General features: G+C 55.6%; 26 protein-coding genes and 1 pseudogene. 16 read left to right on the forward strand and 11 right to left on the reverse strand.

Translation table 11 applies throughout. The annotated features are described in order from the left end of the window. Positions 1–96: 96 nt before the first annotated feature. Together ACE4QZ_RS21045 and ttcA are read right to left on the reverse strand one after the other, a co-directional pair. Positions 97–768: a DNA-3-methyladenine glycosylase I gene (locus ACE4QZ_RS21045; RefSeq protein ID WP_010952703.1), complete on the reverse strand. Its 672-nt coding sequence runs from the start codon at positions 766–768 to the stop codon at positions 97–99. 4 nt (positions 769–772) lie between these two features. Further along, positions 773–1,597 (reverse strand): tRNA 2-thiocytidine(32) synthetase TtcA, encoded by an 825-nt coding sequence (ttcA, locus tag ACE4QZ_RS21050; RefSeq protein WP_014592121.1) that lies wholly within the window; start codon positions 1,595–1,597, stop codon positions 773–775. 262 nt (positions 1,598–1,859) lie between these two features. Here ttcA and ACE4QZ_RS21055 point away from each other — a divergent pair, with 262 nt between their 5' ends. Both ACE4QZ_RS21055 and ACE4QZ_RS21060 read left to right on the forward strand, forming a co-directional pair. Further along, positions 1,860–2,459 (forward strand): Yip1 family protein, encoded by a 600-nt coding sequence (locus ACE4QZ_RS21055; RefSeq protein WP_003252385.1) that lies wholly within the window; start codon positions 1,860–1,862, stop codon positions 2,457–2,459. Between the two features lie 131 nt (positions 2,460–2,590). Then, complete coding sequence (locus ACE4QZ_RS21060; protein WP_021785867.1) at positions 2,591–3,085, forward strand: SprT family zinc-dependent metalloprotease; 495 nt, start codon at positions 2,591–2,593, stop codon at positions 3,083–3,085. 185 nt (positions 3,086–3,270) lie between these two features. Here ACE4QZ_RS21060 and fpr read toward each other — a convergent pair whose 3' ends face one another. Continuing rightward, positions 3,271–4,050, reverse strand: a complete 780-nt coding sequence (fpr, locus tag ACE4QZ_RS21065) for a ferredoxin-NADP reductase (RefSeq protein ID WP_003252381.1) — start codon at positions 4,048–4,050, stop codon at positions 3,271–3,273. Between the two features lie 117 nt (positions 4,051–4,167). Between fpr and finR the strand changes: the two genes are divergently transcribed. Beyond that, a complete protein-coding gene (gene finR / locus ACE4QZ_RS21070) occupies positions 4,168–5,094 on the forward strand; it encodes a LysR family transcriptional regulator FinR (RefSeq protein ID WP_003252379.1) in 927 nt (308 codons plus the stop codon). Here the strand turns inward: finR and ACE4QZ_RS21075 are convergent. The 3 genes from ACE4QZ_RS21075 to ACE4QZ_RS21085 all read right to left on the reverse strand — a co-directional run bounded on the left by ACE4QZ_RS21075 (position 5,091) and on the right by ACE4QZ_RS21085 (position 7,069). Further along, positions 5,091–5,456, reverse strand: a complete 366-nt coding sequence (locus ACE4QZ_RS21075; RefSeq protein WP_010952700.1) for a diacylglycerol kinase — start codon at positions 5,454–5,456, stop codon at positions 5,091–5,093. The genes finR and ACE4QZ_RS21075 overlap by 4 nt on opposite strands. Positions 5,457–5,529: 73 nt before the next feature. Further along, on the reverse strand, positions 5,530–6,180 hold the full coding sequence (gene erdR / locus ACE4QZ_RS21080) for a response regulator transcription factor ErdR (protein WP_010952699.1): 651 nt from the start codon (positions 6,178–6,180) through the stop codon (positions 5,530–5,532). Positions 6,181–6,358: 178 nt separating this feature from the next. After that, complete coding sequence (locus tag ACE4QZ_RS21085; protein ID WP_021785868.1) at positions 6,359–7,069, reverse strand: tRNA-uridine aminocarboxypropyltransferase; 711 nt, start codon at positions 7,067–7,069, stop codon at positions 6,359–6,361. Positions 7,070–7,285: 216 nt separating this feature from the next. Here ACE4QZ_RS21085 and ACE4QZ_RS21090 point away from each other — a divergent pair, with 216 nt between their 5' ends. After that, positions 7,286–7,705, forward strand: coding sequence for a quorum-sensing-regulated virulence factor family protein (locus tag ACE4QZ_RS21090; RefSeq protein WP_410480168.1), 420 nt, complete (start codon positions 7,286–7,288; stop codon positions 7,703–7,705). Positions 7,706–7,719: 14 nt separating this feature from the next. On the opposite strand, the gene ACE4QZ_RS21095 is transcribed toward ACE4QZ_RS21090, so the two are convergent. Further along, positions 7,720–7,929: a hypothetical protein gene (locus ACE4QZ_RS21095; protein ID WP_021785870.1), complete on the reverse strand. Its 210-nt coding sequence runs from the start codon at positions 7,927–7,929 to the stop codon at positions 7,720–7,722. A gap of 160 nt (positions 7,930–8,089) precedes the next feature. Here ACE4QZ_RS21095 and ACE4QZ_RS21100 point away from each other — a divergent pair, with 160 nt between their 5' ends. Beyond that, a complete protein-coding gene (locus ACE4QZ_RS21100; protein ID WP_103462945.1) occupies positions 8,090–9,208 on the forward strand; it encodes an LOG family protein in 1,119 nt (372 codons plus the stop codon). Between the two features lie 132 nt (positions 9,209–9,340). Here the strand turns inward: ACE4QZ_RS21100 and recX are convergent, their stop codons facing one another. Together recX and ACE4QZ_RS21110 are read right to left on the reverse strand one after the other, a co-directional pair. After that, on the reverse strand, positions 9,341–9,811 hold the full coding sequence (gene recX, locus ACE4QZ_RS21105; protein ID WP_021785872.1) for a recombination regulator RecX: 471 nt from the start codon (positions 9,809–9,811) through the stop codon (positions 9,341–9,343). Positions 9,812–9,832: 21 nt separating this feature from the next. Continuing rightward, positions 9,833–10,405: pseudogene (locus tag ACE4QZ_RS21110) on the reverse strand (DNA recombination/repair protein RecA); the annotation flags it as partial. 146 nt (positions 10,406–10,551) lie between these two features. On the opposite strand from ACE4QZ_RS21110, the gene ACE4QZ_RS21115 reads away from it, so the two are divergent. The 5 genes from ACE4QZ_RS21115 to ACE4QZ_RS21135 all read left to right on the forward strand — a co-directional run bounded on the left by ACE4QZ_RS21115 (position 10,552) and on the right by ACE4QZ_RS21135 (position 17,177). Next, a complete protein-coding gene (locus ACE4QZ_RS21115; protein ID WP_038408881.1) occupies positions 10,552–12,291 on the forward strand; it encodes a hypothetical protein in 1,740 nt (579 codons plus the stop codon). Continuing rightward, positions 12,284–14,143, forward strand: coding sequence for a hypothetical protein (locus ACE4QZ_RS21120; protein WP_144241747.1), 1,860 nt, complete (start codon positions 12,284–12,286; stop codon positions 14,141–14,143). Before ACE4QZ_RS21115 ends, ACE4QZ_RS21120 begins: the two co-directional genes overlap by 8 nt. A gap of 1 nt (position 14,144) precedes the next feature. After that, positions 14,145–14,684 carry a hypothetical protein gene (locus ACE4QZ_RS21125; protein WP_038408878.1) on the forward strand — a complete coding sequence of 180 codons (540 nt, stop codon included), beginning with the start codon at positions 14,145–14,147 and terminating at the stop codon, positions 14,682–14,684. Further along, a complete protein-coding gene (locus tag ACE4QZ_RS21130) occupies positions 14,681–15,967 on the forward strand; it encodes a tyrosine-type recombinase/integrase (protein ID WP_038408877.1) in 1,287 nt (428 codons plus the stop codon). The genes ACE4QZ_RS21125 and ACE4QZ_RS21130 overlap by 4 nt, the downstream gene beginning before the upstream one ends. Positions 15,968–16,196: 229 nt before the next feature. Further along, positions 16,197–17,177, forward strand: coding sequence for an IS5-like element ISPa41 family transposase (locus ACE4QZ_RS21135; protein WP_003117291.1), 981 nt, complete (start codon positions 16,197–16,199; stop codon positions 17,175–17,177). 310 nt (positions 17,178–17,487) lie between these two features. Here the strand turns inward: ACE4QZ_RS21135 and ACE4QZ_RS21140 are convergent, their stop codons facing one another. Next, a complete protein-coding gene (locus ACE4QZ_RS21140) occupies positions 17,488–17,949 on the reverse strand; it encodes a helix-turn-helix domain-containing protein (protein WP_038408875.1) in 462 nt (153 codons plus the stop codon). A gap of 144 nt (positions 17,950–18,093) precedes the next feature. Here ACE4QZ_RS21140 and ACE4QZ_RS21145 point away from each other — a divergent pair, with 144 nt between their 5' ends. The 6 genes from ACE4QZ_RS21145 (at position 18,094) to ACE4QZ_RS21170 (ending at position 21,459) form a co-directional block, all read left to right on the forward strand. Continuing rightward, entirely contained in the window at positions 18,094–18,492 is a 399-nt protein-coding gene (locus tag ACE4QZ_RS21145; protein WP_038408873.1) for a DUF6957 family protein, read from the forward strand. A gap of 43 nt (positions 18,493–18,535) precedes the next feature. After that, entirely contained in the window at positions 18,536–19,012 is a 477-nt protein-coding gene (locus ACE4QZ_RS21150) for a hypothetical protein (RefSeq protein ID WP_038408871.1), read from the forward strand. Beyond that, positions 19,009–19,395: a hypothetical protein gene (locus ACE4QZ_RS21155; RefSeq protein WP_038408869.1), complete on the forward strand. Its 387-nt coding sequence runs from the start codon at positions 19,009–19,011 to the stop codon at positions 19,393–19,395. Before ACE4QZ_RS21150 ends, ACE4QZ_RS21155 begins: the two co-directional genes overlap by 4 nt. Positions 19,396–19,627: 232 nt before the next feature. Then, positions 19,628–20,020, forward strand: coding sequence for a hypothetical protein (locus tag ACE4QZ_RS21160; RefSeq protein WP_132579041.1), 393 nt, complete (start codon positions 19,628–19,630; stop codon positions 20,018–20,020). A gap of 116 nt (positions 20,021–20,136) precedes the next feature. After that, entirely contained in the window at positions 20,137–21,009 is an 873-nt protein-coding gene (locus ACE4QZ_RS21165; RefSeq protein ID WP_038408865.1) for a restriction endonuclease, read from the forward strand. Between the two features lie 84 nt (positions 21,010–21,093). Continuing rightward, positions 21,094–21,459 carry a histone-like nucleoid-structuring protein, MvaT/MvaU family gene (locus ACE4QZ_RS21170; protein ID WP_038408862.1) on the forward strand — a complete coding sequence of 122 codons (366 nt, stop codon included), beginning with the start codon at positions 21,094–21,096 and terminating at the stop codon, positions 21,457–21,459. Between the two features lie 427 nt (positions 21,460–21,886). Here the strand turns inward: ACE4QZ_RS21170 and ACE4QZ_RS21175 are convergent, their stop codons facing one another. Beyond that, positions 21,887–22,447: a helix-turn-helix domain-containing protein gene (locus ACE4QZ_RS21175; RefSeq protein ID WP_038408860.1), complete on the reverse strand. Its 561-nt coding sequence runs from the start codon at positions 22,445–22,447 to the stop codon at positions 21,887–21,889. Positions 22,448–22,481 lie beyond the last annotated feature (34 nt).

Consider the following 22,481-nt stretch of genomic DNA (forward strand, 5'->3'; position numbering starts at 1 on the left):
GCAGGCGTGCCCGCTGCCACAGGAATCGCACCGCGCTTAAGGCCTGTGCAGTACTGGTGGGAGCGGGCGTGCCCGCGAATGGGAGCAACACAAGACTCAATGGTTGACGGTATGCGCCAGCATCACTGACAACTGGCACAGCGGCCGCCCGCTCTCTGCATGCCACTGGTTGAACGCCTGCTGCACCAAAGCCAGGTCACGCTGGCTGGTCGGCTGCTTGTCGATCACCTTCTGCGCAATCAACGCCGCCGCCATGTCATCGGTTGGGATGAACGTGTCCTTGCCGACCATGCGCAAAAACCGTGGCGCCGACAACCCACCCAACTGGTTGCCGTGCTTGGCCAGGTACTTCCACAAGCCGACAATGTCGGTCACTGGCCAGTCGGCGATGAATGCCCCAAAACTGCCATGCGCCTTGGCGATATCCAGCACCATCTGCGCATTGCGCGGCACGCTCTTGAGCTTGCCCAGGTGGCGGATAATGCGCTCATCCTGCATCAACCGTTCCAGATGCTCGGCGCCCATCAACACCACTTTCTCCGGATCGAAGCCGAAGAACACCTGCTCGAACGCCGGCCACTTGGCGTCCACCAGGCTGTGCTTGAGCCCGGCGCGAAACACCCGCAAGGCCAGCGTCGACAGGTAGCGGTCGTCACTGATGTCGCGCAGTTGCGCCGGCGTGCGCGGCTGCGGCAGGAAAGCCTCCAGCGCCTGGGCCGAACCAAAACGGTTCAGGCAGTACTCATGCAACCACTGGTAATCGCGCATGGGCTCAGATGTTCAGCACGTCGAGGAAACGCGGGGTAGCGTTTTCGTCGATCTTCAGGCTGGTGAAGTCAAACAGGTTCCGGTCGGCCAACTGCGACGGTGCCACGTTCTGCAGGGCACGGAAGATGCTCTCGGTACGGCCCGGGTGCTTGCGTTCCCACTCCACCAGCATGTCCTTGACCACCTGGCGCTGCAGGTTTTCCTGCGAGCCGCAAAGGTTGCACGGGATGATCGGGAATTCCTTCATGTCCGAGTAGGCCTGGATGTCCTTCTCGCTGCAGTAGGCCAGCGGGCGGATCACCACGTTGCGGCCGTCGTCGGCGCGCAGCTTCGGCGGCATGCCCTTGAGCGCGCCGTTGAAGAACATGTTGAGGAAGAAGGTTTCGACGATGTCGTCGCGGTGATGCCCCAGCGCCATCTTGGTAGCGCCAATTTCGTCGGCAAAGGTGTACAGGGTACCGCGGCGCAGGCGCGAACACAGCGAGCAGGTGGTCTTGCCTTCGGGTACCAGCTCCTTTACCACCGAGTAGGTATCCTTCTCGACGATGTGGTACTCGACACCCAGTTCCTTGAGGTAGGCCGGCAATACGTGCTCAGGGAAGCCCGGCTGTTTCTGGTCCATGTTCACCGCCACGATCTCGAACGTGATCGGTGCCACCTTCTGCAGGTGCAACAGAACGTCGAGCATGGTGTAGCTGTCCTTGCCGCCGGACAGGCAGACCATGACCTTGTCGCCATCCTCGATCATGTTGTAGTCGGTGATGGCTTCGCCGGCGAGACGACGCAGGCGTTTTTGCAGTTTGTTCTGGTTGACCGAGAGGGTGCCCATAGCGCTTGAATCCGCGAGGTGTGACAAAAGCCGGCTATTTTACGCACAAACGCAGCATCACTGTAGGCATTCCGATAAAGACTTCAATGTAATCAACAGCACCGCTTACAGCGCAATTTGCTCTAAAAAGCCCGGCTTATGCGGGGAACGGCTTCCTATACTGCCACATAAGGCCACATTACCGCTTGCATCGGTGTCAGGGCCTCGGGCCGCTTGCGCTCCATCTGGGGGGCGTTTGGCAACATTGAGAGGAGTGATCGGCATGATTCATCACGTTGTGGGGCTGTTTACCCATCCCGATCAGGAATGGCGGGAGATTCGTGGCGAAGAAGAAACCATCAGCCACATGTACCTTACGCACACCCTGATCCTCGCGGCGATTCCTGCCGTTTCGGCGTTTATCGGCACTACCCAGGTTGGCTGGGTGATCGGTGACCGACCAGCAGTGATGCTGACCATGGAAAGCGCTATCTGGATGAGCATCATGTCATACCTGGCCATGCTGGCCGGGGTGGCAGTAATGGGCGCGTTCATCCACTGGATGGCCCGAACCTACGATGCCAACCCGTCCATGGCGCAATGCATCGCCTTTGCCACCTACACCGCCACACCCTTGTTCATCGGCGGCCTGGCGGCGCTTTACCCGCATCTCTGGCTGGGCATGCTGATCGGCACTGCCGCTATCTGCTACACGGTATACCTGCTGTATGTCGGCTTGCCAACGTTCATGAACATACCGTCAGATGAAGGCTTCCTGTTCTCCAGCTCGGTGCTGGCAGTAGGCTTGGTGGTACTGGTGGCTATCATGGCCGCTACCGTCATTATCTGGGGACTGGGCGTGGGGCCCGTCTACACCAACTAAAACAGACTGAAACAACACTGGGGCATCAACCAGGAGCCGCCGCGAGGCGGCCTCTGGCTGTGCGCTGACCGGTGACTCGGCAAGCCACCTGCGCTTGCGGCATAATGCCTGGCCAGGAGAACCGCCCCGCCATGCCCGAGCAGCTCAAACAACGCGTCGAAACCTGCTACCAGCAAGCCGAAGCCTTTTTCAAACGCCGCTTCCCGCGCCCGGAAGTCAGCTTCAAACTGCGCGGGCAAAAAGCCGGTGTCGCCCACCTGCACGAGAATCTGCTGCGCTTCAACCTGCAGCTCTACCGCGAAAACCAGGAAGACTTCCTGCGCCAGACCGTGGCCCATGAAGTGGCACACCTGGTTGCCCACCAACTGTTTGGCGACCGCATCCAGGCCCACGGTGAAGAGTGGCAATTGATCATGCGCGGGGTTTATGAGCTGCCGCCCAATCGTTGCCACAACTATGACGTGCAACGGCGCGCAGTGACCCGCTATATCTACCGCTGCCCATGCCCGAAAAGCGATTTCCCGTTTACCGCGCAGCGGCACAGGCTGGTGCGCCAGGGGCGACGATACCTGTGCAAGCGGTGTCGGGAAATCCTGGTGTACAGCGGTGAGACGCGGGTCGAATAGACCGGGTTTGCCAGCACCGGCCCCTTCGCGGGCAAGCCCGCTCTTACAGCGTTCGTACAATTCCCGAGACGTGCGCTGCACCTGTAGGAGCGGGTTTACCCGCGAAAGGGCCGGAACAGGCAATGCACAAATCCCAGGCATAAGAAAGGCGACCCGAGAGTCGCCTTCCTGAACCCATCTGCGCCTTACTTCTCGACGAAGGCACGCTCGATCAGGTAGTCACCCGGCTCGCGCATGCGCGGGGAGATCTTCAGGCCGAAGCTGTCCAGCACTTCGCTGGTCTCGTCGAGCATGCTCGGGCTGCCACAGATCATCGCGCGGTCGTCTTGCGGGTTGATCGGCGGCAGGCCGATGTCGCTGAACAGCTTGCCGCTGCGCATCAGGTCGGTCAGACGGCCCTGGTTTTCGAACGGCTCGCGGGTCACGGTCGGGTAGTAGATCAGCTTGTCGCGAACCGACTCACCGAAGAACTCGTTCTGCGGCAGGTGCTCGGTGATGAACTCGCGGTAGGCCACTTCGTTCACGTAGCGCACGCCGTGCACCAGGATCACTTTTTCAAAGCGCTCGTAGGTTTCCGGGTCCTGGATGACGCTCATGAACGGCGCCAGGCCAGTGCCGGTGCTCAGCAGGTACAGGTGCTTGCCAGGATTCAGGTCGTCGAGCACCAGGGTGCCGGTAGGCTTCTTGCTGATGATGATCTCATCGCCTTCCTTCAGGTGTTGCAACTGCGAGGTCAGCGGGCCGTCCGGCACCTTGATGCTGAAGAATTCAAGGTGCTCTTCCCAGTTCGGCGAAGCGATGGAGTAGGCACGCATGAGCGGACGGCCGTTGTCCTGCTGCAGGCCGATCATCACGAACTGACCGTTCTCGAAGCGCAGGCCCGGGTCGCGGGTGCACTTGAAGCTGAACAGGGTGTCGTTCCAGTGGTGCACACTGAGGACACGTTCGTGGTTCATGTTGCTCATCGATGGGGCTCCTGAAGAAAAACGCGCGCGCAAAGCGCACAGTTGCGCAATAGTTTAGGGGCAGCGACAATATCTGTTAACTGGATTATCAAGATATGTGTTATCGGTTATATCGATATGCGATTCACACTCCGTCAAATGCAAGTCTTCGTCGCCGTCGCCCAGCACCAAAGCGTCTCTCGGGCCGCCAGCCTGCTGGCGCTGTCGCAGTCGGCTGCCAGCACCTCTATCACCGAACTTGAGCGCCAATCGAGCTGCCAGCTGTTCGACCGTGCCGGCAAACGCCTGGCCCTCAATGCCCTTGGCCATCAGCTGCTGCCACAAGCAGTAGCCCTGCTTGACCAGGCCAAGGAAATCGAAGACTTGCTCAACGGCAAATCCGGTTTCGGCTCGCTGGCGGTCGGCGCCACGCTGACCATCGGCAACTACCTGGCCACCCTGCTGATCGGCAACTACATGCAGACGCACCCGGAAAGCCAGGTAAAACTGCATGTTCAAAATACTGCGCATATCGTGCAACAGGTCGCGCACTACGAAATTGATCTGGGTCTAATCGAAGGCGACTGCAATCACCCCGACCTGGAGGTTCAGCCGTGGGTCGAGGACGAACTGGTGGTGTTCTGTGCGCCACAGCACCCACTGGCGAAACTGGGCCGCGCCGATATCGAAAGCCTTTCGCAAGAGGCGTGGATCCTGCGCGAACAAGGCTCAGGCACGCGCCTGACCTTCGACCAGGCCATGCGCCATCACCGCGCCAACCTTAATATTCGCCTGGAGCTGGAACACACCGAAGCGATCAAGCGCGCGGTGGAGTCGGGCCTGGGCATCGGTTGCATTTCACGCCTGGCCCTGCGTGACGCCTTCCGCCGTGGCAGTCTGGTTCCTGTGGAAACCCCGGAACTGGACCTGCTGCGCCAGTTCTACTTCATCTGGCACAAACAGAAGTACCAGACCTCGGCCATGCGTGAGTTTCTCGAGCTATGCCGCAACTTCACTGCGGGCTTTACCCGCAGCGACGAAATCGTGCTGCCACCGATCGCTTAAAGCAGGATCACACCCCACACCAGCGCCACCATGGTCAGGGCCACCAGCTGTGCGGCGCTGCCCATGTCCTTGGCATTTTTCGACAGGGGGTGGCGCTCCAGCGAAATGCGATCGATGGCCGCCTCCACCGCCGAGTTGAACAGCTCGACGATCAGCCCCAGCAGGCAAACGGCGATCATGATTGCCCGCTCGGCGCGGCTGACCGGCAGCCAGAAGGCGATCGGGATCAGCAGCACGTTGAGCAGCACCAGCTGGCGGAATGCGGCCTCGCCCTTGAAGGCTGCACGCAGGCCGTCCAGCGAGTAGCCAGCGGCGTTGAAGATGCGTTTGAGGCCGGTCTGGCCCTTGAATGGCGATGTCATGTGAGTCACTTCACAGCAGAAAGGCCAGCAGACTAGACCGGCTCGGGTCAAAAAAGCGTGAAGCCACGCGCAGTCAGTTGCTGGCAACCGATTCAAGTTGTTGCAGCAGCAACGCAGCCTGGGTCCGGGTGCGCACGCCCAGTTTGCGGAAGATCGCGGTAACGTGAGCCTTGATAGTCGCTTCCGATACGCTCAGCTCATAGGCGATCTGCTTGTTCAACAAGCCTTCGCAGACCATGGTCAGTACGCGGAACTGCTGGGGCGTGAGGCTGGCCAAGCCTTCGCTGGCGGCCTTTGCCTCGGCCGAAACATCTACCTTTTCGAACGCCTGCGGCGGCCACCAGACCTCGCCGTCAAGCACCTTGCGCACCGCATCCTGGATCACTTCCAGGGTGCTGGACTTGGGAATGAAACCACTGGCGCCGAACTCGCGGGACTTGACCACCACGGCGGCCTCTTCCTGTGCCGAAACCATCACCACGGGGATCTGCGGGTACTGCCCGCGGAGCAGTACCAGACCGGAAAAACCGTAGGCACCCGGCATGTTCAGGTCCAGCAGCACCAGGTCCCAGTCGGCTTTTTCGCTCAGGCGGGTTTCCAGTTCGGCAATGCTTGCGACTTCGACCAGACGCACATCGGAGCCAAGCCCGAGGGTAACGGCCTGGCGCAGGGCGCCACGGAACAGTGGGTGGTCATCGGCAATCAGGATTTCGTATGTGGCCATCGATCTAAGGATCCTGTTCTGTGCCAGGCACTCGAGAGGAAGGGAAGCGCCCGGCGGGAATCGGCACCAAGGATGACGAGCACGGTGCAGGGTGATCAAGCCAATCGCCCTGCCGCCTCGCCCACCCCGGCTGCCAGCTCCGTCATTATGAACCAAAGCAGGGGTTATGCCCCTTGGACTATAGGAAGGTATGCAAACGCTGGTGGATGTCGTCCTGCTCGTCAAGCGGCAACCGCCGCTTGCCGCTCAGGTAATGCAGGCTGAACACATCCAGGTAGGCATCCAGCGCCTGCGAAGCCTGGCTGTCGCCAGCAAGGTCCAGGCACATGGCCGCAACTTCCGCCGTGCAGAAATGATCATCGCGCTTGGAGCGCCGCAGGCGGTAGCGCGACATCTGCTCGGCTTGCAGGCTCAACACCGGGAAGCGGTCCAGGTACGGGCTTTTGCGGAACATCTTGCGCGCTTCGGTCCATGTGGCATCCAGCAGGATGAACAGTGGACGCTTGCCCGGCTCGCGCACCACCTCGCTGACCACCCGTTCCTGGGCAACGAACTCGCCCGGAAATACGATATAGGGCTGCCAGCGCGGGTCATCGAGCAAGGCCAGCAGACGCTCGTCAACCGCAGTGCGCAACCAGCCGAAGGCCCAGGTGTCTTCGATCAGGTCGGCAATCAACCAGCCAGTGTTGGTGGGTTTCAGCGGCTCGGTGTCGTGCATCAGCAGGCACACACCTGCGTCAGCCTGCACCCGAGGCTTCCAGGCACACAGGCAATGGGTAGCGATGACCCGGCACTCCGGGCAACGCTCGGCACGCGAGCCACGGGCGATGAAAGGCTTGTTGCTGCGGGCCAGGCGTTCGGCACGCAGACGCGCTACCGCATGGCTCATGCCGGCAGGCCTCTGGACAGATTGGAAATGGGCACAAGGATGACTCGGAGAAAACAAGGCAGCCAGTTTACCAGAACGGGTGGCAATTGCTGTGCAGCCGGCACAGCGCTCCTTATAATCGGTTTTTTGCCGTGCCGGACCTCGCCGCACGCAATTCCACGGAACGCCGTTGACCCGCGCATGTCAAAGCGCCAGTCATCGAACCAGGAGAGACTCATGCTGCGCCTTATCGCCCCCGCCCTGAGCCTGCTGCTCGCACTGCCTCTGGCAGCCCAGGCGGCATCCAAGCAGGATTACGACCTGAACACCCTGCTGCAAAAGGTCGCCAAAGAGAGCAGCGTCGGCACCCCGCGTGCGATCAACGAGGACATCCTCGATCAGGGTTACACCGTTGAAGGCAAGGCGCTGGTCAACCATCTGAGCGTACGCCAGAGCCACGCAGAGCGCATGCAGGCCAACCCTGAGCAGGTGCGTAGCCAGCTCGGCGACAGCGTGTGCCGCAACAACGGCTTCCGCAACCTGATGTCCAAGGGCGCGGTCATGGTCTACCGCTTCACAGTCTACAAAACCAACCAGCGAGTCATGGACCAAGCCTTCGACAACGCCAGCTGCCTGGCCGGCAACAAGAAGAAGTAAGCACAGCGTTAACGCTACACCTTCTCGTCCTCATGAGCGCGCCAGCCACCTTCAGCGGCATCGGCGCGCATCTCCGCCAACAGCGCCTGCAAGTATCGCGACCGGCACTCCAGCCCCGACAGCCTGCGACGGCACTCGGCCTCAAGGCTCAGGTGATGCACCTGGGCGGCGTTCTCCAGCTGCTGGTAGAGCTGCCGGTCCACTTCGATGACCAAGCGATGCATACCGCCACCTCCTGCATCGACACATTTCGCTCTACCAGTTAACCAAACCCGTGCTGCCGATGGCCGCAGGCCGACAGGCGGCTGCGCCGATCACGTCGGCACGATCGGGCGCAAGGGTCTAGATTGAGGTCAGAGGTATTGGTGCAGAAGGAGACGTCGCATGCCTTACCATTCGAATGAACTGCTGTTCAGCCACTTCCGCGACAACAATATCGACCTGAGCAATATCGAAGCACAACTGCAACTGGTTGCCCCCAACAGCCCTAACCTGCCGCTCTACCGCGACATGATGCTGACCATCCTGCGCATGGCCCATGACGACAGCGACCGCTGGAGCGCCAAGATCACCCTGCAGGCCTTGCGCGAACTGGACCAGTCGTTTCGCACCCTGCAGCGCTACAAAGGCCGACGCAAGGTGACCGTGTTCGGCTCGGCACGCACCCCACCGGAGCATCCGATGTACGCCCTGGCCCGCGAACTGGGCGCCACTCTGGCGCGCTCCGACCTGATGGTCATCACCGGCGCCGGCGGCGGCATCATGGCTGCCGCCCACGAAGGGGCCGGCAGCGAGCACAGCCTGGGCTTCAACATCACTTTACCCTTCGAGCAACATGCCAACCAGACGGTGAACGGGACCGACAAACTTCTGCCGTTCCACTTTTTCTTCATCCGCAAGCTGTTCTTCGTCAAGGAGGCCGATGGCCTGGTGTTGTGCCCTGGCGGCTTTGGCACGCTGGATGAAGCGCTGGAGGTACTGACCCTGATACAGACCGGCAAAAGCCCACTTGTGCCAGTGGTGCTACTGGATTCGCCGGGCGACAGCTTCTGGCACGACTACCTGGACTTCATCAGCCGCCAACTCGAAGAGAACCGCTACATCCTGCCCAGCGACCTGAAGCTGGTGCGGCTGGTACACAGTGCCGACGAGGCCGTGGAGGAAATCAACCAGTTCTACAGCAACTACCACTCCAGCCGCTGGTTGAAGAGCCAGTTCGTGATCCGCATGCATCACCCGCTCAGCGAAGCGGCGCTGTATGACATTCAGGAAGGTTTTGCCGACTTGCGCCTGAGTGGCAAATATCACCAGCAAGCGGATAGCAGCGCCGAACACGAAGTAGGCGATTACAGCCACCTGACACGCCTGTCATTCGCCTTCACTGGCCGGGACCAGGGGCGCTTGCGTGAGCTGGTGGATTTCATCAATCTGCCGGAGAACTGGGCAAAGCCAGAGCCCATGCATACCACGCAGAGGGCCAGGCAGGCGCTGAAAGTGAGTTGATGCTTTTTTGTAACAGTTCGCGTGTTACCTGCTGGGGCAACCTTGTGCTGCGCCTACACCTGATCGGTGGCCGGGCGCAGACCGCCCAAACCGATTATTCGCGACGTGCACGTCTCACTGTAGTTTCAAGCGTCAATAATCGTCGAGATCACGCCCGCTGAGCAGACGGCCGATCATGTCCATGGAGAACCCACGGTAAGCCAGGAACCGGGTCTGCTGGGCACGGCTGCGCGGATCTTGCGGGCGCTGCCCGGCAAACTTGCGCTGCCACACGTCTCGCATACGCTCGATCCAATTCACCTCGCTTTCACGCAGGGCCTGGTCGATGTCTGCACGCGCCAAACCACGCTGGCATAGCTCTTCGCGAATACGCGCAGGGCCATAGCCAGAACCGGAACGATAACGGATGAAACTCTCAAGGTAGCGGGCTTCACTAAGCAGCCCTTCTTCGGCGAGCCGATCGAGTTCAGGCTCGATCAACTCGTCCGAAGCGCCGCGCTGACGCAGCTTGCGCGTCAGTTCGACTCGACCGTGCTCACGTCGTGCGAGCAGGTCCATGGCTGTCCGCCGGATGGCGACGGGGGTGTCGAGTACGGCAGACATATTCGGCTATTTACTGCGCAATCAATAACCGGCGTCAGCGTCGGCCATGTCATCGGCATCAGCTTCGGCAGCAGCTTTGCCGGCTTCAGCAGCAGCACCCGCTTTCAGCAACTTCTCACGAATTTGCTTCTCGATCTCGGCACCAATAGCCGGGTTCTCAGCCAGGTACTTGGCTGCGTTGGCTTTGCCTTGGCCGATCTTGTTGCCCTGGTAGGCATACCAGGCACCAGACTTCTCGACCAAGCCCTGAGATACCCCCAGATCAATGATCTCGCCGTTACGGTAGATACCTTTCCCGTAAAGAATCTGGAACTCAGCCTGACGGAACGGAGGCGAGACCTTGTTCTTGACGATCTTGACGCGGGTTTCGCTGCCGACCACCTCGTCGCCTTCCTTGACCGCGCCGGTACGGCGGATGTCCAGACGGACCGAAGCGTAGAACTTCAGGGCATTACCACCGGTAGTGGTTTCCGGGCTGCCGAACATCACACCGATCTTCATACGGATCTGGTTGATGAAGATGACCAGGCAGTTGGCGTTCTTGATGTTACCGGTAATCTTGCGCAGCGCCTGGGACATCAGGCGGGCCTGCAGGGGAAGCAGTACGGGCAGGGGTTCATATAGGCTGGTGCCTACGAAACCAAAGCGCTGCAAAGCCATGCCGTTCATACCTTTCACCCTTGCGGAAGCCCGATTTCTCTCTAAGATCCCTACCTGAACCGATTTCAGATAGGCGCGAGATGAGCAGGACATCAGAAAATTTCGTTGATGGTATCAGAAGCTGCTGCCCCAAGGACATCCTCGCCTACGTAGAGAAGCATCCTCCGCGTCGGCGGGCGCCGCACATCCGCGACTTCTTCATGCTTGCACATGGACTCGATCCAGAATGGCACCGGAAGCCAGTTGTCATTACAAATGCTTGTCGTCAATTCCTGTCAAACCGACGTAATGCCACTTCTGAAAAGACCGGGAAACCTGTAAAAGAAGTAACTGTTATCTCTGATTACAGTGCGGTACACCTGTACTTAGCCAAGCTTCAAAAAGCAAAAAGGTTGCCGAGCAACACCCTCCTGCCGCCCATACCAGATTCGACAGATGTATTCTCAGAAAAAGAATGCAACATCCTCGGATACTTGACACTAAAACATGCCATTGAAGCCGCATCAATGGATGCTGCCTTGAACGACATCGCTGACCAAATCGAAAAGCACAGATCGGTGATTTTGACGCGCTGCCAAAGCATAGTCATTGAAGGATATGCCAAGTTTAAGCAGACTCAGGACATGATCCTAAGTAGCGACCTGAACGCCATGCGATTGACAGATGACAATCTCGACCCCACACAGAGAGCATTCAGAAGTGGCCAGCGCATTAGTTTCTTTTCGAAAAGTCACCCAAGAGGATTTATCAATACGGTTGCGTACCTGGCTGAAGAGCAGAACGGGCTGTATACACGTCGTTCTTTCCCTGGGGCTCACCATGTAAATTCCTGGTCTGCTTATGAAATCAGGCCACACTTGGGAATAACCGACGAATTTGCGGTCGCTGCAATGTGCATCATCATTGACGAACTTGGCATTAACGTCTCTGACCTCGCCAATGCCAAAGTCAAAAAAACAAAAGAAGGACAGTTCGTAACCATCAGGGAAGATGGTGGCGTTACAATTACGACGCTCAAGCCCAGAGCTAATAAATTGATAGAGCGGCACGCTCCTAAAGCAGAGCCAGATAGCGAGAATACTCTGGATGCCAACACCGTTCTATGCATGCTATTACAAATGCGCGAGCGACACGCCCAGGCACTGAAGTCAAACTACTTATTTGTACTTGACGGATCGAGTAAAACTCGAACTGGAGAGGAAGAGATATATAGAATCTTGGACACCAGAAGAAAGCTTGCCTTCAAAGCCATCATTGATTCCCTGCCTGAGTGGGTGGCCAAGGCTGAGCCATCAATGCCAAAAATCAGAGTCTCACGCGGACTGCTGAAATGGATTGAGAGTGGTGGCGACACACTCGAATCCACGATTTATCTAGGTAACTCTCTGCTAACAGCATTAAGGAACTACATTCCACCATCGATTCAAGAATTCGTTTACCGAAAGAGACTCCGCGACCATCAAAACATCCAGCTACTCATCACAGAAGAGCTAACAGCGCCTGCCAGCAATGACAAAGGCCAGAATTACGAGTGCGCCAAGAGCCAGTTAATTGAGGCTGTAAAACATCTAAGAAACATCAACCATAAACCAGAAACTAACAACTCAGATCAAAAACTTCTCTTCCTTTGCTCACCAGAAGGCATTGAGCTGATTGTCTCTTACGCAAAGTACGGAACAAAACAAGAGCTCATTTCCACCTGCAAGAAGATCATCTCAAAGATCGAAGATGAAGGTAGTCGAAAGATGATCAAGCTACTTGCGGACACCACCCCAAAACTAATCAATTTTGACCTGCTTGAGGTGAGCGCGAATGATTAACAATAAAATCAAGAAAATCACGCCATCGGCAGCAGTCTCACAAAATACACTTCCTAGTTGGGTTCACCCTGCCTCAACAAAAATGGAATGGTACGTCCCAAAAACCGGAACAAAAGTATCTGCCTCTGATGATCCACGTTCTACAAAGTATGCAAAAATCAGCTTCGACTATGAGTTATTCGACGAGTCCTCCACAGCAGATCTTGTGTGGAATCTGTTTATCCGGGACTTACAGTCATCAGCTATCGCCCTGATTGAAAGCTCAAAATCAAGACGACCCCATGCTCTCGTCCACTTCGTTAGAGCGGCCTTTGAAATTGCCGACCATGTATATGAGGCAAGGCATCGCTCAAATCAGGCCCCTAAGATCGTCACCTTGGCTGACATCACGCTGGACGATATCAAAACCTTCCTGGAAGCTCACGACTTAACACTCATGGGCATAAATATCGCGGAACTTGACTCAAAACTAGGCCCAGCATCTAGAGGATTGAGGAATATTGTTCCTCTAATCTCAGAAATGCAGATCCCACCCATTACAAAAAAGATTCTAATTCAAAAGCTTAAAAACAATACAGACAACTGCCGAGAATTCACCTGCACATATACTGCCGATGAAGAAGATGAAACAGATAACCTCAGCATCTCCACAATTCAAAACAAGTGCACGAACTTAACCTATTTACACGCCACAAAAGAGCATCAAACTCACCGCTTCGAGGTGGGGGCACATTTAATTTCGGATGCACTTAGTAGCGTCTCCGACAATTTTGTCGAAAAAAACCAAACCCCCTTAATGCCTGCAAATATAGCATTTCACTACATCAGCAACGCGATTGTATTCCATCGAGACTACGCCCCACACATTCGAAAGTACATCCAAGAGCTCGACGACTACTACAACAAGGAAATTGTCGCAAAATATGCTGCAAGCACCATAAGGTCAAATGTACACATCTTCAAGAAGCAAACCCTTGAGGCCGTAGCAGTCCCCAAAGCACTGCGACACCTCAATATTAAAACGTATGGTAAATGCGGCAGCACCAGGGGTGGAATAGAATGCAACTCGGTCATGCGCGACCACATCTCCACTGACGAACTAATAGACTTCTACGCCATCACAACACGCATCCTTATTCACACTTTTTCTGCTTGCCGAGTATTGAGTGCTGCATTACTTGATGCGAATTGCCTTACAGTTTCAAAACTGGACGGCTTATGGGATTTGAAGCTTAAGATCCCGAAAGCAAGTAACAGCCATGAGCTTGAAATCATCAAGCGCCCAATTCCTAAAGTCATTTGGGATTTTATTTACGAGTACATCGAATTTATGGAGGGTCGCCACCCAAACATGACCTCCATCTGGCCCTCCAGCGCTAATAAAGGGAAAGACCGAAATGAGATGACACTTCGTAAAAAACTGGATCAGTATTCTGATTGGATTCAAGTACCCAAGATGGGCGAAACCAGGTGGTATGCGCGGCCCCATCAATTCAGGCGTTTCTTCGCTGCCTTTTTCTTCTACCTAAGCGGAAGCACTGAAATTGAATCGTTGCGGTGGATGATGGGGCATATCGAACCTAGCGTGACGCTTTACTACGCCAATATCGCAAATCAGCCTGACTGGGAGCGAGACACACTAGAATTCCTAACAGACTTCCTTGAGGGTCATGTCGGCAAAGACGTATTAGTCGACGAAGATCTGCAGAAAGATTTTGCCGAGCGCGAACTTGAAGTCAAACTTGGCGACCACTCTTTGCTATCTGATCACCTTCAAGAGCTGGCAAGCCTTCGGGAAATCAAAATTCAAATCATCAACAATCAGAAAGTCTTTATATACGCGAGCAAATAAAATGAGCAGATATTCAAAGGGGGAGACCTCAGCAGCCAAGCTCCAAGAGAAACAGGCCAAAACACAAAGCTTGCTCGCCAAAATCCTGCTGATAAGAAAAGCAATCGAAGAAGGCCAGCGACTTCCTTCACTAGACGCACTTAAAAGTAAAAGGGGCATACCTTTCAAGGCAGCTCTCGCCTGGGCAGACACTGACCTCGAAGTTACTTCCTGCTCTTACAATACATCGCGAGAGCCTTACAACATCGAATACTCAGACCAGCTCGCAGCCGCTTTGGAGGAATACAACAATCTAACTCCCGCCACTGAGCCCTCCCCACCGCAGAAGCGAACAACCCAGCGATCACAGCAAGAAGAAATCTCCACTCTAAAAAATCAAATTGACTACTTAACGAATACATTAGGTGAGATGTACAGGGCCTACATGCAACTCACTGCGAGAGTGGACGAACAGACTCGCCAAGACCTCAGATATCAGCAAGTTTTAAAAAGCCACACCCAGGCACTTGATAGGGCCCATCTTACCCTGGTGAAGCCATGATTCATGTAGCCAAAGCTCCTCGCCTTGACTTCCTTTTTAATCACGGCCATGTCACACCACCGCCTCTTCCGATGCTTTTTGACTCCTGTGGAAATTTTTGTTGGGAACTCAATAGCTATCTTACGGCTTTCGGCGGCGGCGCGAACAGCTACGGGGCCCGACCAGCAGTCAAAACAGTATTCAGCTACGCTGATACTCTAAACGTCTTCCAAGAATATATAGAACGCAAAAAATTAACTATCTTTGATGTTACTGACGAAACCCTGTACGATTTCGTTAAGCACAGCCAGGTCTCTAGAACAGCGAATTCGACCACCATCAAGAGAACCATCAGACGCATACTTTCACTACTAGAGCACACACAAAAAGAAAACAAGCTCTACAACTTACTTACGATCGACCCTAGCGCACGCAACTTTCAAATCAACGCAACAGAGGACTACTACAAACTTAACAGGCGAACGCCACTGCGATTTCTAACCCACCCATGTATTGATGAGCTAAGGGACACTCCGACCGAGCCGGTAAGCTTCATTCGAAATAATGAGCTGAATGCATGGCATGAGGCAATCCACGACTACACCTCCAACCAATATATAATCGATAGATGGTACACCCTTGCAACTTTACTTGAGTACGCTGGCAGTCGCATAGAAGAAGCCATTAACATCCCAGCAAGCTCCATTATTAACGCCTACAAAAATAACAACCTTGTAAGAAACATTCCCGTCTTAAAAGGTAAATATAAGGGATGCTTGCGCCAGGTATTAATACCGAGGGTCGAGCTGCAAGAAATATACAAATTCATAATACTCACTCGATCCAACCATCCTCACAGCGAGCTTCATGACAAAATCTTTGTGAGCGAAGATACTGGGCAGCCCCTGGCTCGAAGCACCTTTAACTCCTACTACAGTGTAGTCATCAAAGCTTCGAGACACGCAGAGCTCCTCAAAGGCATCTCTTATCATAATTTTCGTCACCGATACTTCACAATATTAGTCGCTAACAACATCAGTAAGCTTTCGAAAATGTCGAAGGCCAATATACTTGATGTAGCGATGTCCATTGCTCGCGACGACTCATATCATGCATCTAAGAACACACTCTCCACCTACATTCACCTGACACAAGATCCGGAAATTCAAGAAATCCTTAAAGCAGAACCTAATGCGTCCACGACCCTCCAGTCGATCCAGAGCATTGTCGATGCAAAGGACGGTAGATCTTCCGACGAGAAGCTCGCGGCGATAGAGGCTTTGATGAATGCCAAGTTTCCTTGAGATGCTAGGATGGCGACCCTCCCTGGCGATCTATAAAGGCTGCCAGGGAGAACTTCTCATAAGGAGGTACAGATGTCCTGGGTCAGAAAGCTATCGCTTCGGCTGTTCCCTGATAAGCGCCCGGCCTGGGTGCAGCAGCAAGAGCAAGACTTTATAGCCGCCGTTAAGGAATCTCCGAACAAGCCTTCAGTTATGCGAGAATCCCCGCAACACCTGATCCGAGCCGCCCATGAGCCAGATGAGCTTTTCCGACTTTGAGTACGCCGGCAAGCGCAAGCAAACCCGCCGAGAGCGCTTCCTCGCCGAAATGGATCAGGTGGTGCCCTGGGCAGGCCTGCTGGAGCTGATCGAACCGTTCTACCCCAAGGCCGGCGGCGGTAGAAAACCCTATCCTCTGGAAACCATGCTGCGCATCCATCTGTTGCAGAACTGGTTCTCCCTGAGCGACCCGGCCATGGAGGAAGCGCTCTACGAAATCACGCCCATGCGCCAGTTCGCACGCCTGACGCTGAGCGCGCCAATCCCCGAAGACACCACGATCATGAACTTCCGGCACTTGCTGGAGAAGCATCAGCTCGCACCGGCAATCCTTGCGGTCATCAATGGTTATCTGCAGGAAAAAGGCCTGTCGCTGCGCCAAGGCACCATCGTCGATGCCACCATTATTCATGCCCCCAGCTCGACCAAAAATAAAGAAGGCAAGCGTGATCCCGAGATGCACCAGACCAAGAAAGGCGGTCAGTATTTCTTCGGGATGAAGGCGCACATCGGTGCCGATGTCGAGTCCGGCCTGGTGCATCACGTCCATGGCACCGCTGCCAATGTGGCCGATGTCACGCAGGTGGCTGAACTGCTGCATGGCGAAGAAAACGCCGTGTATGCAGATGCCGGTTACACCGGTGTCGAAAGGCGCGAAGAGCATGAAAATCGGGGGGTGATCTGGCAGATTGCAGCGCGTCGCAGCACCTATTCCAAGCTGAACCAGCGCAGCGTACTGTACAAAGCCAAGCGCAAGATCGAGTTCTGCAAGGCTCAGACACGGGCCAAGGTCGAGCATCCGTTTCGCGTGATCAAGCGGCAGTTTGGTTACGTGAAAATACGTTTTCGTGGGCTGATGAAAAACACGGCTCAGTTGACCACGCTGTTCGCCCTGGCAAACCTGTGGAGGGTTCGAAAACAGCTCATGGGTATGGGTGAGGTTCGCGTTTAACACGGAGAACCGGTCGAAAAAGCTCTCCGTACATGATTTTTCGGTCACTTTTCGTCCAATGACGCTGTAGGTGCCTGGAAAATTGCAACTTGCCGCGGCTGCACGACAAGTTGATCGGAGCATCCTTAACTCCCTCAAGACCCTCCATGTCTGTGAGGGTGGAAGGATGTCAATCGACCCGGAAGAGATCCGAGACCAGGTCTTAGCGTCACGGGAGCGACTGAAAGAATTTGTCCGCAGACCTGAAGCATAGGTTTGCTACCGTGGTCACGTTCGTGGCCAAGTGACGCGATCCGACCTCGATGCTGGTTTAAACGCCTGGCTCTCGCTCCCAAAGCCGCCACACAGTGCCCTTCGAGTACCCCAGAGCACGAGACACCTCAGCCTGGGTAAGGCCGTCTTTTTTCAGCGCCTGAACTGCCTTCCACTTCTCTCTTGCAGCCGTCACACGCGGATGCTCAATCTCGCGAGGCCGTCGCTCCATGATCTCGTTGGCTTTGCCCAAGGCCTCTGCTTCCACAATTGCATCGATCAGCACCTGGTGTGTCGTCTGCTGATTTTCAGCAGCAATGACCATGGCGAATAGGGTCGCTGGGCTGATGTTCAATGAAATGGCCAGATCCTTCACGGTATCGATGGTGGCCGTGAAGCGAGCCGCTTCCAATTCGCTGATTGTTTGCTGACGCACAAGACCAGAGATCTCCTGCTGAGACAGGCCTTGCTGCGTTCGCAGTGACTGGAGCACAGCGGCGAGAGAGTGGCGTAGCGGCATTTCTGCCTCCGCAAAATGAGACGGTATGCCTCGTTTGCCTCGACTCGCTCAAACAGATATATTGGTTCGAGTGAGTCGAATGGCGATCTGCCGCTGCGTTCCCGTTCGCACATCACCTCGTCGTTTTGGATACCGAGGTACTTGGTGACTGATAGCCCTGATGAGCACGAGCTGCTCCGGGAAGGACAAATCTCTTCCGCCGGCACGTTGCTGTCTCGACCTGAGGTTGAGGCACTGCTCGCCGAACGCTTCCCTCGTAGAACGTACTGCCTCGTTGAGGACTGGCTCCTCTTCCATGTGGATGAGCCGCCTGAATCGCTTGCAAGGGTTCGTTCTGTAGGCCTGCAGCCGATGTTCCTGTACTCCCATTGCGTCATCTACGACAGCGAGGGACGGTTTCCGCCTGGAGGGTGGGTGCGTTCCACGCTGTGCAAGACCTACGACGGCGTATGCATGTTTGAGACGCGAAACACGGTGTACGTGCTGATCGGCCAGGGTCGTGAGCAAACCGCCTCGCTGAAGACAATATTCGCATTATTTTGACCCGCAGGTTCCGCTAGGCGGACTTGCCCAGATGAGATCCACGATGTTCCGCATTAGCACGCAAGACCAGGCTGGCCCGGTAGGTATGTTTGGGGATGGCCTCGCCCACTTTCATGCAGTCTCCCGATCTCTAGCGACTCACTGGTACCACGTCAGCATCAAGCGCCGGTTCGAGGATCGATTTGTAGCCTCCCAGGAAATGATCAATGACGAGGCGCGCCTTGTGGAGCTGCTGGTATCCCAGGACGAGAGCCTGGTTGTCCAAGAAGTCCAAGCGGTCACCCCCTGCTGGATGAACAAGGATGGCAGTTGGAAGATGGAAAAGCTGACTTCTCTATCGATGGGGTTCGACCGTGCTGAAGTGCCCGTTTGCGTGCTTGAGGTCGAGAGCGGTGCGGTATACCTCGATACGCATGAGCCTGAACTTAATGTCGGCTCTCTGATTGGCGTGAAAGAGCTTTACCGTCGACGTGCCACGAAACCCAGCACCGGGACTGAACATCGGAGTGCTCACGCGTGACAGAGGACAACACGGTAGCGGTCGACTTTCACGTCAAACGCTATAGCGATTTCGACCTGCTGCGGATTGCTCGAGCGGTTGGCCAACAGTATGAGGACGAGATCACTGCGTTTCTCGTGAACGTCCATATTCACAGACTAAGCGCTGTGGGCGTAGTTTTTGGCCATGTCCGCCAGGAGCCTTATGGTCGATTCGCCGATGGGCACCTGATCCAGACTTCCGACATCCTGGCTATGAAGAAGGAAGGGAAATTCTGGGTGATCACTACCATCCATTCCCGGTATGTGATTGCCACCTTCCGGCGCGATGGTGGGCGTCGAAGCCTGAAGGACTTTTGCCGACTGGTTGGTAACCGCTTCCCGAACACTGAACTGATTCATTAGTTTGAGACTGGGCATGCGAGCGTGCCCAAGGCTCAGCAAGCAGCACCGCTGATTGTGAGGCGTGCCGCATGCGCGGGCGGCTGTCGTGAACCAGGCCACACGTTCGTGCGGCCTGGCCCTGCGGGCTTCCATCCTCACGTCTATGGCCCGTCGTGGGCCGGCGCGCTCCGCTTGCGGTTTGATCGCAAATCACATGGCCGAGCCTCTACCCCTACAGTGAAACTTAAGCACTATGAAGACGCCGCCTGAAGTTCTACCCGAGATCGACATTGGAGAGTTCCGTCAGCGCTATCCGCAGCTGTTTTCTGATCCTGGCGTCGATTTGATCTACTGCGGGCCTGGCTGGAAAAACCTCCTCCTCGCACTGTGCGATACGCTGCGGGATCATCTGGCTCGCCACCCTGATGTTGTCCCGGTGACCGTCGCGCAGATCAAATCCAAATTCGGCGAGCTGCACTTTTTCTACGATGGCGGGGATGCCTACTGCCGAGGAGCGGTGGATGTTGCCACCGAGCTATCGCTGAAGACTTGCTCCTACTGTGGCTCTCCTGCAAGGCAGGTGGGTACGACCTGGGTCAGTACGCTCTGCTCCGCACATAGCAGCAATGCTTCTCTGACTTCTTAGAAGAAGCCCGGGCTTACTATCGTTTCGGATGGTGGGCTCTGAGCTCGATAGCCCGTTGGGTCTTTCACAGCGATGTCGTATGCTCGATTAGCTGTGCTTGATCAAGGACGCGTGGCATGCCCAAGATAAAACCGTTTGATATGAAGCTCCTGGATCTCCTCTTCGAAATGGAAGGGGGGTACGTTTTGGATTTTTCGAACGCTACCTTCAGCCGGTTCTTCCTCGGGGAGTTGGAGATCGATATTGATGATCAACTCTTCACCGCCGATGGTACGTCCAAGGCCAAGCGCTTTCGCAGCTTCCTAAACCTTGCAGATACCCAGACGTGTGTACGAGCCTTGAAGGCCGTGTGGGCACATCGACAGGCTCACCTGTTGTATGAAGGTCGAGATGACCCAGTTGCGAATGCCGAAGGGCGTTTTCTAACCCTGATCCAAGATTTGGAATCGGGCACCTCCAGTAGCGGCGTTGCAGGCGATCCATTTGCCGCAGTACGCAAAGTCAGCATTGATGAGGCGGCCAAGCTCAAGCAGGCCCTGCTTGATATCCATAAGCTCGCGCCTCAGGCACGTGGTTATGCGTTTGAGACGTTCCTGCAGCAGTTGTTTGAGGCCTCCAATCTCCAACCACGTGCCCCTTTCCGGAATACCGGGGAACAGATCGACGGGAGCTTCCTCTGTCGCGGTGACATCTACCTCGTCGAAGCGAAGTGGGTAACTAACCCCGTTGGAGCTGGTGAGCTTCATATCCTACAGGGCAAGATCAACGAGAAGGCTGCATGGACACGCGGAGTGTTCATCAGCTACTACGGTTTCACGGATGTTGGACTAGAAGCCTTCGGTCGTGGGAAAAGCCTGGTGTGTATTTCTGGCAAAGACATCCACGACGCACTCGACAAACAGATACCGTTCGCCGAAGTCATCGACCGCAAGGTTCGAGCTGCCGCAGAGACCGGATCGGTGTTCGTTGAGGTGAAAACCCTGTTTTAGATCGAGAGCTATCTTCAGTCCGGGATAGCAGTTGAGCAGGGACTGAATGTATTCTTGCCCCACCAACAACGTAGGAAGCTAACAATGTCTCGTCTTGCAGAATTCCGTCGTCTTGAGCTGCAACTCGCTCAGCAGCTCGCAGAATTGGAAGCGATGAAAAGCGATGGCGCCATCCAGGCCGAAATGGAGTTTGAAAACAAACTCCGTGCCTTGCTTGGCGAATACGGTTACAGCCTCCGCGAAGTGATTAACATCCTGGATCCGCAAGCTGGCACTCGTCGTCTAGCCCCTCAGACTCAAGAGAAATCCACTCGCAAGCCACGCGAGGTCAAGGTATACAAAAACCCGCACAACAGTGAAGTCGTGCAAACCAAGGGCGGCAACCACGCTGTTCTGAAGGCATGGAAAGCTGAACACGGTGCCGAGACTGTGGAATCGTGGCGTCAGTAAGCATCGCTTCTTGACGCAGCGAATGCCTGGTAGGTAGCCTCATGTAGTACGTGTCCGGCGCCAGAACCTCTCAGAGGAAAAGACCTCTTCAACGGCAACCTAAACCCCGTCGTGGAGAGCCGGAGACCCCGAGCAAGACCTTAAAACCGCCTCTCCAGGCGGTTTTTTATTTCTGTAAGTACCCTGGATGCTTGGCTCAGAGGTGTTTCGAGTACGATCAGCTCCGGCACACTTTCCCCTACCGACAAAGCGGGCCTGTCAGATCGGCCAACTGCTACCGCATGAGTGGGTGCAGACCTGACTTACGCAACGTGAGCTGGACGGACGCATACACGCGGGCAGTATCACCAGCCTGCGTAATGAGTTACGAGCAGTCCCCACTCGATAGGCGTTGGACGTTACGTCCGTGTGGCCGTATAGCCTGCATTCATTGATATAAAAGGTTCAGCAGGTAGCGGCAGCCATCGTCCTGGCCAGAGATGTAACTCACCGGCCTGTCGACCGCAAATTCAAGCACATCACCAGGCTGCATCGAGTATCTCTCGTCACCGTACAGCACCTCTAGCGCCCCCTCGAGCAACCAAACTCGCTGATGGTAGGGATTGCTGTGCCATTGAGGGTAATCGACTCGAGTAGCCGGTGGCAGGTCGATTTCGATCAGCTCGCTACTGCTAGACTCCTTCCGTTCCGCGACCTGCCTACGGATGTAGCCGCTTTGGCTGTCCTGCCAGGTTGGCTGGTCTGCCTGACGTCGCAGAATTGAGTAAGGAAGCGCAGTTTCCTCTGTGAGTAGCTCGGTCAGCGAAACCCCTAAGCCCGCTGCCAGTCGACCCAGAACTGCAGCTGTTGGACTGCTTTCAAGTCGTTCGATTTTCGAGATCATGGCCTTGCTCACGCCTGCCTTCTCGCCAAGTTCGGCCAAGCTCAGGCGCTGTTCCTGACGGAGCGATGAAAGCTGTTTTGCGATGATCTGATCAATCGTCTTCATGTCTTCTCTTCTGCGCAAATCACCTATGCGATAC

This window comes from Pseudomonas sp. DCA-1 (assembly GCF_046523955.1).
In the GTDB taxonomy this organism is placed as follows: domain Bacteria; phylum Pseudomonadota; class Gammaproteobacteria; order Pseudomonadales; family Pseudomonadaceae; genus Aquipseudomonas; species Aquipseudomonas putida_Y.